This is a genomic window from Pseudomonas viridiflava, assembly GCF_900602065.1.
Classification (GTDB): Bacteria; Pseudomonadota; Gammaproteobacteria; order Pseudomonadales; family Pseudomonadaceae; genus Aquipseudomonas.
The window spans coordinates 223,783-237,347 of record NZ_UWFN01000200.1 but is presented as its reverse complement, the minus strand read 5'-3'; the positions used below and the strand labels follow the sequence as shown (position 1 = coordinate 237,347).

12 protein-coding genes are annotated in these 13,565 nt (G+C 58.7%); 8 read left to right on the top strand and 4 right to left on the bottom strand.

Annotation, left to right across the window (positions count from 1 at the left end; all coding sequences use genetic code 11):
• The first annotated feature begins 5 nt into the window (after positions 1–5).
• Complete coding sequence (locus EE949_RS11620; RefSeq protein ID WP_122664414.1) at positions 6–848, top strand: transketolase; 843 nt, start codon at positions 6–8, stop codon at positions 846–848.
• The gene (locus tag EE949_RS11615) at positions 845–1,852 is read left to right on the top strand and encodes a transketolase family protein (RefSeq protein WP_122664413.1); all 1,008 of its coding nucleotides are present in this window, start codon (positions 845–847) and stop codon (positions 1,850–1,852) included. The genes EE949_RS11620 and EE949_RS11615 overlap by 4 nt, the downstream gene beginning before the upstream one ends.
• 67 nt (positions 1,853–1,919) lie before the next feature.
• Here EE949_RS11615 and EE949_RS11610 read toward each other — a convergent pair whose 3' ends face one another.
• Positions 1,920–2,864 (bottom strand): LysR family transcriptional regulator, encoded by a 945-nt coding sequence (locus EE949_RS11610; RefSeq protein ID WP_122664412.1) that lies wholly within the window; start codon positions 2,862–2,864, stop codon positions 1,920–1,922.
• 128 nt (positions 2,865–2,992) lie between these two features.
• Here EE949_RS11610 and EE949_RS11605 point away from each other — a divergent pair, with 128 nt between their 5' ends.
• The 6 genes from EE949_RS11605 to EE949_RS11580 all read left to right on the top strand — a co-directional run bounded on the left by EE949_RS11605 (position 2,993) and on the right by EE949_RS11580 (position 9,547).
• Entirely contained in the window at positions 2,993–3,397 is a 405-nt protein-coding gene (locus EE949_RS11605) for a RidA family protein (RefSeq protein WP_122664411.1), read from the top strand.
• 153 nt (positions 3,398–3,550) lie between these two features.
• Complete coding sequence (locus EE949_RS11600) at positions 3,551–5,932, top strand: TonB-dependent siderophore receptor (protein WP_122664410.1); 2,382 nt, start codon at positions 3,551–3,553, stop codon at positions 5,930–5,932.
• Positions 5,929–6,987, top strand: coding sequence for a FecCD family ABC transporter permease (locus EE949_RS11595; RefSeq protein ID WP_122664409.1), 1,059 nt, complete (start codon positions 5,929–5,931; stop codon positions 6,985–6,987). Before EE949_RS11600 ends, EE949_RS11595 begins: the two co-directional genes overlap by 4 nt.
• Positions 6,984–7,766, top strand: a complete 783-nt coding sequence (locus tag EE949_RS11590; protein ID WP_122664408.1) for an ABC transporter ATP-binding protein — start codon at positions 6,984–6,986, stop codon at positions 7,764–7,766. Before EE949_RS11595 ends, EE949_RS11590 begins: the two co-directional genes overlap by 4 nt.
• Before the next feature lie 74 nt (positions 7,767–7,840).
• Positions 7,841–9,067 (top strand): ABC transporter substrate-binding protein, encoded by a 1,227-nt coding sequence (locus EE949_RS11585; RefSeq protein WP_162874596.1) that lies wholly within the window; start codon positions 7,841–7,843, stop codon positions 9,065–9,067.
• 87 nt (positions 9,068–9,154) lie between these two features.
• On the top strand, positions 9,155–9,547 hold the full coding sequence (locus EE949_RS11580; protein ID WP_122664406.1) for a YkvA family protein: 393 nt from the start codon (positions 9,155–9,157) through the stop codon (positions 9,545–9,547).
• Positions 9,548–9,558: 11 nt separating this feature from the next.
• On the opposite strand, the gene EE949_RS11575 is transcribed toward EE949_RS11580, so the two are convergent.
• From EE949_RS11575 to treS, 3 genes are all read right to left on the bottom strand, one after another.
• Entirely contained in the window at positions 9,559–9,984 is a 426-nt protein-coding gene (locus EE949_RS11575) for a DUF3830 family protein (RefSeq protein WP_122664405.1), read from the bottom strand.
• A 57-nt stretch (positions 9,985–10,041) separates the two neighbouring features.
• Positions 10,042–11,376, bottom strand: a complete 1,335-nt coding sequence (locus EE949_RS11570; RefSeq protein WP_122664404.1) for a sensor histidine kinase — start codon at positions 11,374–11,376, stop codon at positions 10,042–10,044.
• A 94-nt stretch (positions 11,377–11,470) separates the two neighbouring features.
• Positions 11,471–13,537, bottom strand: a complete 2,067-nt coding sequence (gene treS, locus EE949_RS11565; protein ID WP_122664403.1) for a maltose alpha-D-glucosyltransferase — start codon at positions 13,535–13,537, stop codon at positions 11,471–11,473.
• Positions 13,538–13,565 lie beyond the last annotated feature (28 nt).

The window sequence follows — 13,565 nt, the reverse complement described above, 5'->3', positions numbered from 1 at the left end:
TTATCATGACTGCAGATTCTTCACCGGCTACGGCGCTGCTCGAACGCGCCTACAACATACGCCGTCACGCGCTGAAGATGGGACAAGTCCAGGGGCAAGGCTATGTCGGCCAGGCACTCGGTGCAGCCGACCTGCTCGCAGTGTCTTATTTCCACGCGCTGAACTACCGGGCTGATGATCCTGAGTGGGAGGGACGCGACCGGTTTTATCTGTCCATCGGTCACTACGCAATTGCGCTTTACGCAGCGCTGATCGAAGCGCAAATCATCCCGCTTGACGAGCTGGAAACCTACGGCTCGGATGACAGTCGTTTGCCAATGTCTGGCATGGCCGCTTATACCCCCGGCATGGAAATAACCGGCGGCTCACTGGGCCACGGCCTGGGGATCGCTGTCGGTGCCTGTCTGGGCCTGAAGCGCAAACAGTCAGCCTCATTCGTTTACAACCTGTTGTCGGACGGCGAACTCAACGAAGGCTCGACCTGGGAGGCCGTGATGTCGGCGTCGCACTGGAAGCTCGACAACCTGATCGCGATCGTCGACGTCAATAACCAGCAGGCCGACGGGCATTCCAGCGAAGTGCTGGGCTTCGAGCCGATTGTGGATCGCTGGCAAGCATTCGGCTGGTTCACCCAGCGTGTCGACGGCAATGACATCAATGCACTGGTCAACGCCTTCGATGCGGCTCGCAGCCATACCGCTGCCCAGCCGAGGGTGATCATCTGTGACACCCGGATGGGCAAGGGTGTGGACTTCCTTGAAACCCGCGAGAAAACCCATTTCATTCGCGTCGATGAGAACGAGTGGGATCTGGCGCTCGACAATCTGCAGATCGGGAGAACCGTATGAGTGGCGTGAATAGCACTGCAACCGGCAAAAAACGCCTGACGACATCGGCGATGATCGCCTCGATAGCCTCTGAAGGTCAGGCAACACGCCCAGCTCCGTTCGGCCATGCATTGGCGAATCTGGCCGAGCAGCGCAAAGACATTGTCGGGCTGTCAGCGGACCTGTCCAAGTACACTGACCTGCATATATTTGCCAAGGCTCACCCAGACCGTTTTTATCAGATGGGCATGGCGGAACAATTGCTCATGAGTGCTGCTGCAGGCATGGCCCGGGAAGGCTTTGTGCCCTTCGCAACCACGTACGCCGTGTTTGCCTCGCGCCGGGCCTATGACTTCATCTGCATGGCCATCGCTGAAGAAAACCTCAACGTCAAAATCGTCTGCGGTTTGCCGGGCCTGACCACCGGTTACGGCCCCAGCCACCAAGCCACTGACGATCTGGCTATCTTCCGAGCCATGCCGAACCTGATGATTGTCGACCCGTGCGATGCATTGGAAATCGAGCAGGCGGTGCCCGCTATTGCCGCTCACCAAGGGCCGGTTTACATGCGCCTGCTGCGCGGCAATGTGCCGGTAGTGCTGGACGAGTACGGCTATACGTTTGAGATTGGCAAAGCCAAAACCCTCAGAACCGGCAATGACGTGTTGATCATCTCAACCGGCCTGATGACCATGCGCGCCCTTGAAGCCGCAGAAAAACTCCGCGCCGATGGGGTGGATGTAGCGGTGTTGCATGTGCCGACCGTAAAGCCGCTGGATGAGCAGACTATTCTGGCAGAAGCCCGCAAACCGGGACGGCTGGTGGTGACCGCGGAAAACCACTCAATCATGGGCGGGCTTGGTGAAGCGGTTGCCAGCGTGTTGCTCAGGAATGGCGTCACACCGACATTCAGGCAAATAGCCCTGCCGGATGCCTTCCTCGACGCTGGCGCGTTGCCGACGCTGCATGACCGTTACGGGATTTCCACGGCCGCAGTGAGCGCTCAGATAAAAGCCTGGCTGTAGCGCTACTGCCGGGGAAATGAAAGCCGCCCTTGCCGGGCGGTTTTCAGTGGAACCTGAGCGCCTGCTATCAGCGCTTGGTCATGTCGTTTTCATCACGCAATTCGAGCACCGGGGCATGCTCTGCCATGAGTTCTGCAACCCAATCGATGAAAACTCTGACCTTGATGCTGACATGCCGGTTCGGTGGAAAGGCCACGTAGAGCGGCATGGATGCCATCCGCCACTCTTCGAACAACGGAACCAGCTCACCAACTGCCACGTGGTCCTTTGCCATGTAGTCCGGCAGCCATATCACACCTAACCCCGCCAGCCCCGCTGCCAGATAGGCATTGCCATCGTCGACCGCCAGTACGTAGCGCCCGTGGATAAGCAGGTTCTCTTCGTTGTTACGCATGGCGTAGGGCAACGCTTTGCCGGTACGCGCCCAGAGAAAACCGACGATTCGATGTGACGAGTTTTCCAGATCACGCGGGTGCAGGGGCGTACCAAGGCGTTCCAGATAAGCTGGCGCAGCGTAGATTCCGAGCCGCAGGTCGCCTACCCGCCTTGCAATCAACGACTGGTCCGTGAGCTCGCCGCCGCGTACCACGCAGTCCACATTCTCACCAATGATGTCGACCACTCGGTCGCTGACACCCATGTCGATCTGGATATCCGGGTATTGCGCATGAAAAGCGGGCAGCGCAGGCATCAGGATCATTCTCGCCAGCGGACTGGGCACGTCCACTCGCAGCCTGCCTCGCGGCAACGACGCTGCGCTGGACAAGCCGGTTTCAGCGTCATCCAGGTCAGCCAGCAGCCTGATCACCCGCTCGTAATACACGGCGCCATCGGCAGTCACGTTGACCTTGCGCGTGGTGCGGTTAAGCAATTTCACCCGCAGTCTCGCCTCCAGTTGCTGAACCAGTTGGGTGACGGTGGTTTTGCTCATGTGCAGCGTATCGGCTGCTTTGGTGAAGCTGCCCGCTTCCACCACGCGAGCAAATGCCAGCATTGCATCAAAGCGGTCCATTTTTGCCTCGATTAACCGTTAGATTGTTTGGGATTCGCAAACAGTGCTGGATACGGTTGCTCGTTTATCGCGTGGGTGCAAGTGCTTAGAGTCAGTCGGGTTCGATATCCAGACAAGGTAACCAGACCATGACCACACGTGACGTAGTTTTCCCAGCCGGCCGTCAAGCGCTTTACGAACGTAACCGCTACTCCCCGGCTATCCGCTCCAACGGTTTTCTGTTCGTTTCCGGCCAGGTTGGCAGCAACGAAGATGGCTCACCGGAGCCGGATCTCGAAACCCAGACCAGAAAGGCCTTCACCAATCTGAATGCGATTCTCCAGTCAGCAGGCTGTACCTTCGATGATGTCATCGATGTGACGGTATTCATGGTTGATCCAGCGTCTCGATTCGAAACGATCTGGAAGGTCGTGCCCGAATTCTGGGGTAAAGCGCCGCACCCCACGCTGACCGCTGTGGGCGTTACCTGGCTGTACGGCTTTGACTTCGAGATCAAGGTCATCGCAAAACTTCCGGTAGCGTCTGCAAGCTGATCCGACCTGCGAGGACGGGTGTTTACATTCGTCCTCGATTTTTTTTGCATTTTTTTTGCCCGACGTTGAAAAAAATCCGCGAGCGTTACGTCTTTGCTGATCAGTTTGAGAATTTTTCGCAAACGTAATCAAGACGTATGAAGGATCGTATTGATGTCGCGCCTACCTGCATTGCCGTCTCTCGCCCTGCTCATCATGCTGCCCATGGGGAACAGTTGGGCTGCCGAGGCTCCTGAAAGTCCTCGTACCGCCCGTTACAGCATGAATGCCCAGCCATTGGCTTCGGCTCTGGCACAGTTCGCCCGGCAGAATCAGTTGCAGTTGAGCTTCGACGCTGCACTGGCCGCGGGCAAAACCGCACCGGCCGTCAGTGGAGAGCTCAGTGAGCGTGAGGCCCTGACGCAATTACTCAGAGACTCAGGTCTGGGCTGGTCGCTCACGGACGATCGCACGTTGCTGCTGTTCGCGCAGCCCGCCAGCGGCGCAGTCAATCTCGCCCCTTCCACCATTACTTCCACCCGTTTTTTTGAGCGCGCGGACGGCCCGGTACAGGGTTATCGTGCGACTCGCAGTGCCACCGGCACAAAAACCGACAGCGCTCTGCGCGACGTTCCACAGTCCATTCAGGTGGTGTCGCGTCAGGTGCTGCAGGATCAGCAGGTCAATAATCTTGGTGATGCGCTGACCAACGTCAGCAGCGTGCAGCGTAGCAATAGTCACGGCGGCTCTTCAGAGAGCTTCATCATTCGTGGTTTCAAGGCCACGACTTATGCCGTGGACGGCATGCTGATCAACCCGCTGGTGTCACGCCCTGAAGCGCTGCGTGACCTGGCCAACGTCGAACGTGTCGAGGTGCTCAAAGGGCCAGCGTCGGTGCTGTATGGCCGTGGCAATCCGGGCGGGCTGATCAATCTGGTGACGCGGCAGCCGAGTTTCACGCCCGAAGCAGAGGTCAAGGCGCAGGCCGGTTCCTATGATTTCTATCGGCTTGAGGCCAACGCCAGTGGTCCACTGGACGAAGCGAAGACACTGGCCGGGCGCATGACGGTTGCCACGCAGACCGAGCGCGGGTTTCGTGACACTTTTCGCGACAGCAAGCGCGTTTACATCGCCCCGACATTGCGCTGGGAGCCCAGCGAAGCCACTCGTGTGGATGCCGGCCTGGAGTACATCAACCAGACCAGTCCGTTCGACCGTGGGCTGATACCGGTGAATGGCAAGATCAACATGAGCGCCGACCGTTACTTGCACGAACCGTGGTCCAGGGACAAAGCCGACAAGTTTTCGGCCTGGTACCGCGCCGAGCATGACGTGAATGACTGGCTGACCCTGCGCCAGATGACTCGCTGGGACGAGTCCCACAAAAACCGTTATGTGGTGGATCTACGCGACCTCGCTGCTGACGGCCGGACCCTGCGCCGCCGGGCGACCGATGGCGATGAACGTGTCAAGACGCTGGACATGCAGTTCGAAGCCATTGCCCGTTTTGCGACTGGCGGCCTGAACCACACGGCGCTTGCCGGTTTTGAATACATCGACGGCAAGCGCAATGTTGCCAGCGATCGGGCGACACTGGGCTCCATCGATATTTTCAACCCGGTTTACGGCGCCCAGCCAGGCGCGTTCGCCTTCAACGAGGAGACCGATTACAAGGTTGAGTCTTACAGTTTTTATCTTCAGGACCAGATTGACCTGAGCGAACAATGGAAGCTGATCGTGGGCGCCCGCTACGACGATACGCGGCAGCGCAACACCACAACCGTTCCCGGTTCCGCTCCGGGCCAGGACCGTGTATCAACCCCGACTGATCTGGACCCGACCAAGGTTTCACCTCGCCTTGGGCTGGTGTATCAACCCACTGACTGGCTGGCACTCTACGCCAGCTACAGCACTTCATTCACTCCGCAGAGTGATACCCAGCGCAACGGCAGTACTCTGGACCCTGAGGAAGGTGAGCAATATGAGGTCGGTGCCAAGTTTGACCTGATCCCTGACCGCCTCAGTGCAACCCTGTCGATGTTCGAAATCACCCGACAGAACGTGGCTGCGCCCGACCCAACGGATGACAACTACTCCGTACAGACCGGCGAACAGCGGGTGCGCGGCGTTGAACTGGATGTCAGTGGCACACCACTGGAAGGCTGGGAAATCATTGGCAACGTCAGTGTTCTGGACGCCAAAGTCACCAAGGACACCGAAATAGAAACGGGCAACCGTCTGGACGGAGTGCCGATCCTCAGCGGCTCGATCTGGTCCAGCTATCAACTGCAGGATGGGCCGATGAAAGGCCTGGGTTTTGGCGCCGGTGTGATTGCCGTGGGCGAACGCCAGGGGGATATCAACAACAGCTATGACGTGGGTGGCTACGCCCGAGTCGACGCCAGCGTGTTCTACGACATTGATGAGAATATCCGTGTCGCCCTTAATGGCCGCAATCTGACTGACCGCAAGTACATCGAAACGGCAGCCGGTACCGACGGTAACTACGCAGGCGAGCCGGCCTCGTTCGTCGCCAGCGTGAGCGCCAGGTTTTGAGTCGTTCGCAGCCCACGCTGAACGCCGAAACACTGCATGTCGGCTACAGCAGAATCCTGCGTAAACGTCTGTGGATCTGCGCCGTACTGGTCGCGACGTTGCTGGCCTGCCTGGTGGCTGATATCACGCTGGGCACCACGCGATTTGCCGCCAGCGATGTCCTGCTGGCGATATTCGCCCCTGCCAGCACCGATCCGGACACCCAGGTGATTGTCCGCGAACTGCGCCTGCCCTTCGCGCTGATGGCGGTATTGGTTGGCGCTGCGCTGTCCCTGGCCGGGGCGGAAATGCAGACCATCCTCAACAATCCGCTGGCCAGCCCGTTCACCCTGGGCGTGTCATCGGCAGCCTCCTTCGGTGCGGCACTGGCTATTGTGCTCGACCTGGGTATCCCCGGCGTCCCCGGTAGCTGGCTGATCACCGCCAACGCGTTCATCTTCGCCTTTGCCTCGGTGTTGTTGTTGCAGGCGGTCGCGAGCCTCACGGGCGGCGTACAGTCACTGGTGCTGTTCGGCATCGCGCTGGTCTTCAGCTTCAACGCCATGGTCGCGCTGCTGCAATACCTGGCCTCGGCGGATGCCTTGCAGCAACTGGTGTTCTGGAGCATGGGCAGCCTGAGCCGTGCCAGTTGGCCTGCGGTGCAAACACTGGCCGTGGTGTTCTTTGTGGTATTGCCGTTCAGTTTGCGTGCTTCCTGGCAAATGACCACCCTGCGCCTGGGCGACGAGCGTGCTGCCACGCTGGGCATTGATGTCGCTCGTTTGCGTCTGGGCGCCCTGCTGCGCATCAGCCTGCTGGCCGCCACCGCAGTGGCGTTCGTCGGCACGATCGGCTTTATCGGGCTGGTAGGCCCACACATCGCCCGCATGCTGATCGGTGAAGATCACCGGTTCTTCTTGCCGGTCAGTGCATTGATGGGCGCATTGATCATGTCGCTGTCGGCCATTGTCAGCAAACAACTCATACCGGGCGTGGTCCTGCCTATCGGCATCGTGACCGCCGTGGTCGGCGTGCCGCTGTTCATGAGCCTGATTCTCAAGCGAGGCCGGACATGAGCCTGTTGCAGGTGCGTAATCTCACCGTCGGCTACAAGCGCAGCACCGTCTTGCACGGCATCGATCTGCCCGACGTGGCTCCAGGCCAGGTAGTGGCGCTGGTCGGCCCCAATGGCGCAGGCAAGTCGACCCTGCTGCGCAGCCTTGCCGGGTTGCTGTCTGCCACGGGGGAAATACGCTTGGGCGACCTCGACCTGCTGCGGTGCAAGCGTCGTGAACGTGCCGGCGTGCTGGGTTTCATGCCTCAGACATTACCCGACGGTATTGCCCTGAGTGTGCTCGAAACGTTGCTCGGCGCATTACGCGGTGGTGATTCGCTGGCCATGGTTGGCAGCGCAAGGGAGCAACAAGACAAAGCCTGTGTAGTGCTGGAGCAACTGGGAATCATGCATCTGGCCCTGCAACCGCTGGAGAGTCTGTCCGGTGGCCAACGCCAGATGGTCAGCCTGGCTCAGGCGGTGATTCGTCAACCGCGCCTTCTGTTGCTCGACGAACCCACCAGTGCGCTCGATCTGCGTTACCAGAATGACGTCATGAGCATGGTTCGACAGTTGGCCGATCAGGGCCGCATCGTAGTGGTTGTGCTTCATGACCTCGGGCTGGCGGCGCGCTGGGCCGACCAGATCATGGTGCTCGAACGCGGCCGCCTGAACGCCGCTGGCAGCCCTGCCCAAACGCTGACCCCGGCCATGCTCGAACAAGTCTATCGAGTCCGGGCCAGAGTTGAGCGCTGCAGCCTGGGCCGGGTACAGATTCATGTCGACGGGTCGGTGTCATGATCTGCGCTTCAGGGCGCGTCCCTGTGGGAGCGGTGCTTGCCCGCGATGAACGATTAAACGGTGTAACTGATGGAATGCGTCTGAATCGCGGGCAAGCCTCGCTTCCACAGGGGCAACGCGTTGTCTCGGGATGTCCGCGTAATACCCTGAAAAACCTGGTATTGGCGGCATGCAAGGTAATTGCCGGACTACTGTTGTGCTGCACGACCAGCCAGGCAGCGAATTACCCACTCACGGTCGTCGATCTGGCCGGGCGCAGCGTCACCCTGCCCCACGCCCCGCAACGTATCGTGCTGCAGGACAGCAACGTGCTCCTTTCATTGGCATTGCTGGAGCGTGAATCCCCATTGGCCCGGGTCGTTGCCTGGGATAACAATCTGGCCAGTTCCGACCCTGGTCTGTGGAACGTGGTGAGCCAGCGCTGGCCGCAGGCAAAGCAGGTCCAGGGCCTGGACTTTCCCGACACCGGCCAGCTGGATATCGAAAGCCTGCTGCGCACCCACCCCGACCTGATCATCGCCCGTCTCAGCGGGCGCGCAGCCATTGAGAATACGGTACTCAACAGCGTGCTTGAGCGGCTGGGAATCCCCCTGATCTATGTCGACAATGAGCTGGATCCGTTGGTTAACGTACCCCGCAGTCTGGAGCTGCTTGGCCGGGTATTGGGTCGTGAAGACAACGCAACTGCCTACCTGCAGGTCTACCGTCGGCAGTTGGCGCACATCCGCGAGAGAACGGCGGGCTTGCCCGGCCCCAAAGTATTTGTCGAGGCGCGGGCCGGACAAGCGGGATCAGGCGGGTGCTGCCACACTCAGGCTCATGCTGGCTGGGGCTTGCTGATTGAAAACATTGGCGGGGTAAACCTCGGCTCGCGCTATCTGCGCAGCGAGTCAGCCGACGTTGCACTGGAAACCCTGATTCTGAGTAAGCCCGACGTGTACCTGATGACGGGTACCCAGCGTCAACGCAATGGAGTCTCCGCCATCCCCTTTGGCTACGACGCCAATGCTGCGCGCATCAACAGCGAAATGCAGCGTTTGATGTCCCGCCCCGGCTTTGCGGCCACCGCGAATTCAGCAAAAAGCTGCGTACAGGGCCTTAATCATCAGTTCTATAACAGCGTTTTCAACGTAGTCGGGGCACAATGGCTGGCGAAGATCTTCTGGCCAGAACAGTTCACGGATCTCGACCCGGACGCCGAGTATCGAATGTTGATCCGGCAGTTCACAGCATTACCTGACGTGCCTTTTGTTTTCCATCAACAGGCGTGTTTTGAAGACCTGAGCACCGCCTCCCGTTAAGCGTTGCGCAACACACATATCCAGCAAGAGCCCTGAACACCATCCATTTACAGGGCACCCGCATGCTCAGCCTGACGAGTAGTCACAATGATCAGCAACACCGTAAAACAACTAAAGCTCTGGGCTCGCCGCCTCAAAGCCAATCTGATTCTGCTCTGGTTATGCTGCCGCCAGCCAGACATGCCCTGGCTGCCGAAAGTCATCGCCATGGTGACGGTGGCTTACGCGATCAGCCCGATTGATCTGATTCCTGATTTCATCCCGGTACTGGGCTTTCTGGACGACGTGCTTCTGCTGCCGCTGGGTATCGCCCTCGCCCTGCGTCTGATCCCTGACGCGCTGCAGCAAAGCTGTCGTCCCGAAGCACAAGCCTTGGCAGGACAGCGAATCAGCCTCAACGGCCGCTGGTTAATGGCCGCCTGCATCGTGCTGATCTGGTTGTTGATCGCGTGGGCGCTGTGGCGCGCATTTGCGGCCTGAGCCTGAACCGCTCAGGCCAGCTCAAACAGCACATCCTGCGCACCCTCCCAAAGGGTTTTAACCCCCAAGGCACGCAGGTTTTCCTTGCCCTGCACAATAGTCAGAAAGTGATTACCGGCCAATTGGCCCATTTTGCTGGCGAAGCAGCACGAACCATAGGCGATCAGGATCTCGGTCTCGCTGTAAGGTCCGGGGTAGAACAGAATGTCCCCTGCCGATGGATGGCTGGTGTGGTTTTCGAAGCCGATGGGTTGCTCGTTCAACAGCAACTGGTACTCGCCCAATGGCACCCAGCAGGCTTCACCGCTCCATCGAACGTGAATTGCTTTCTGTTGGTATGGCAGCAGCTTGAGAAAAGCCGCGACAGTTTGCGGTGCGTCTGGATGGGTTTCAGCGAGAAACTCGTATCCGCCCGAGGTGATTTTCAGGGTCGTCATTCAGGGTAACTCTCAAGATAAACGGGTTGATCACATCGAGACACTGCAAGCACTTGCCTAAGCAGGCTGACTGACAGCGTTCGGTTTTCGGGCATTCTCAGGTTTATCTGTAGAAACAGCGGGTACCACCAGGCTCACTTCAAAACAGCACCCTTGTGGCACACGGCTTTCAAGATTGACCGACCATTCCTGGTGTGTGCAGATGCGCTGCACCAGCGACAGCCCAAGACCGAGGCCTTCCCCTCGCTGCTCATCGCCCCGGACGAAAGGCTGGAACATGGCCTGCTGTTTCTCAAGCGGTATGCCAATGCCGCTGTCTTCAACCGAAAAGCGGTTACCGTGCAGACTCAGGCTGATAAAGCCTTCGTCGGTGTAATGCCAGGCATTGCGCAGCAGGTTGCTCATGACCGAATGCAGCAGCGTTGCGTTGTACAGGCGATCCGAAGCAACGCCGGGTTCATAGCGCAGGGTCAGGCCTTTTTCTTCGATGGGTTTGCGCCAGATATCCACTAACTCATCCGCCACGGCCGTGAGCGTTGAGCGCGGGCCATGCCCTGGCACCTCGGTGTCGATACGGGCCAGTAGCAGGAAGGTTTCCACCAGTTGGCGCATGCCTTCGCTGGCGCGGGAGATGCGTAATACCTGATTGCGTGACCGCGGATCCACAGCGGGATTTTCCAACAGCAACTCGCAAGAACTCGCCAGCACCATCAGCGGCGTGCGCAGCTCATGGCTGACATCGCTGGTGAACATCTTCTCGCGACTCAGTGCGGCGCGCAGTCGGCCCAGGGTTTCATCAAAAGAAACCGCCAGCTCACCCACCTCGTCATGCGCATAATCGGGCGCCAGCGCCGGAGCGGCGTCCATGACCTGATCACGATGACGTACCTGCCCCGCCAGTTTCACCACGGGTGCCATAACCCGCTGTGCGAGCAGGCGCCCCAGCAACAACGCCAACAGAACGCTGAGCACAAACCCCACCAGAACGATGGCAAACAAAATGCGCTCGCGCTGAATCGTCGCGGTCTGGTCCCGCAGCAAGACGTACTGACGACCGTCCACCACGTCAACCATCGCGTAGTAATTGATGTTGTCTTTGGTGACTTTGTGAAAGCCGGGAGCAAGAGGCTTGAGAACATCGGGCATTGCAAACAGACCCGACGCATCCTGCACATAGAAAAACGAATCTTTTTCCGGTCGATGGCTCCAGTTGGCGACGTCATCCATCAGCAGCAACCGATGCAGGTCGCCGTTCATGGACAGTGTGGTCAGCTTTTTACCCACCAGGTGCACAGTGACAACAATGCCTGCTGCAAAGATCAAGGCGACCAGAGTACTCATCAGCGTGAAGACGATGACGATGCGCTGTTTGAGACTGTGTTTGATATCCATGCAGCATCCGTTGACGTTTACATCCGGTCAGTATCAGGCCAGATATGTCGTCATTTCGTCAACGGAGCTACACGTTCTGTGCAGGGACCGACGGTTAGAACCCTGGCAACGCACTGACCACGCGTAACGCCAGGCCTTCATAAGCGTCAAGGGTAATGGTGAATTCACCCTGCTCTGTCAGGTCGCCCTCGACCCGTTCATTGATGATATCCACCACAGGGCCCGGAGCCACGTCAGCCAGGTGCAGGGTTTCCACCACTGGCTCGGCGCTGAAGTTCAGTGCCGTTATCTGGGTGCCCTTCCCGGCAGGCAGTTCGTGCACCATGATCAGCAGTCCTGGATGCTGCACATCCGGAATCAGGATCTGCTTGCTTGCAGCAATGTCGTAGGCACGGCGCACCGCGAGGATTTTCTTCAGCTGAGAAGCAAAGGAGTCGGGACGTTGTAGCTGACTGACAAGGCTGCCGTACAACGTTCTGGCGCGTGGCATGTTGCCCGCTGAAAAGTCTGCTTCGGGGTCCAGATCCACCAGATCGTAGGCGCCGCGATGGATCCAGCGAGTGTCGCCGTCCTGCATCAGATGCTGAACCTGATCAGCAGGCAACGGCAGCGCACCGACCAAATCCCAGCCGGACAGGGCAAACACGCCAGGTTGCATGGCGTTGAACATCACCAACAGCAAATGGATGTGCTGGATTTTCTGGATATCCTCCTCGGTGATCGCATCCAGATCACGAATGCCCAACGCGGCTGTAATGATGCTTGCGGTGGTGCAGGACACGCCATTGGTCACGAACTTCAGGTTATATGGTGCGTGCTCACCCGCCAGCCGCTCGTACATCTCTTCACGGATATGCTCGCGTAGAATGTTGCCGGGCAGCGTCTGGCCTTGATAGTGATAGGTGTCATGGGCGTGCAGCGTCCAGAAGTGCACCAGCTCCAGGGTTAATTCGTCATGGTTTTGCAGCGCATGAATCAGTGACGCCGGATCGATGCCAAACGCATGCACCTGGCGCAACATCAGCCGCAGAAATTCGGTGGTGCCGGTCAGCAGCGCATGCTGGTAAGCCGGGCGGGAAATGAAGTCGTAAGACAGATCTGCCCCGCCATGAGACATTGAAGCGATGTCGTCCAGGGTCAGGTTCAATTCCTGAAAGCTGAAACCGCCTGCCTTGCGAATCGCCCCGCCCAACAACTGATTGCCGGTAATCGACAGCGGATGACTTTCCGACCAGGCATTGCCTTCAGCCTTGCGCTCGACGCCCAGAAAGCCATTGGCATCCAGACGTAAAACCCGCGCGCCCATGACGTCAATGGAATGCAGCGCATCGCCGATGATCATTTGCTGCGCCGCGAAGCTTGGGTCCAGCCAGTTCAGGGACGGCTGACCTTCCTTGAAGTAATGCAGGTACACCCAACGCCGGGCTTTGCCATCCACACCCTGAACAATGCCGGTAGCGCTCCAGTCGGTTTCCTTGACGCCTGGCTCGAAGAAAATCACCCGCTGTAACTGGCCGACGATGTAATGCTTGTCCTTCAAGGCGTCGACGACTTCGGGCATCAGGTTCACGGCATCGCGTCCAGCCGGAATATCTGGCAGCAATTGCCAGTCTTCCTCGCGGATTTCGACCATGTGATACAGGCCCGGATAATCCTCATAGGCCATTTCGGCCAGCCGGAAGTCGGAACCTTTGCCGGTGTGCGACGGGATCACGTCATCAATGACCACTGCGTTGTGCGCTGCAGCGATGCGACTCAGGCTGAGCAACTGCGCATCGGTGCCCAGTTCAGGGTCGATACCGAAGCTGATCCGGTCAAAGTTACCGTCGATGGTTGGTGTGTGCTGACGCCCCTGAAGACCGCCGGAGGTTTTCAGCGGGCCATTGTGAATGCCTTGGATACCGATCTCGGACATGGCGTGCCAGAGCGTTTCATCGCCCAGCGCTTCAAGGACCGATCCGCCCTGCCGGGTGATGATCGAGGCCGGATAAGCAGTAAACCAGACCGACGCGATCGCTGAAGCATCTCTGGGCCGGGACTCGGCAAACGGACGTTGCCAAAGCCTGCCTTGCCCTGAGTACAACTTGGCGCGCTGTCGTGCGGCATTGAGCATTGACTGTTCAACCAGCCACTCTACGTACTGCTTTTCCGGTGTTGTCATAAATTCCAGTCATCCGCTTCACGTCAGT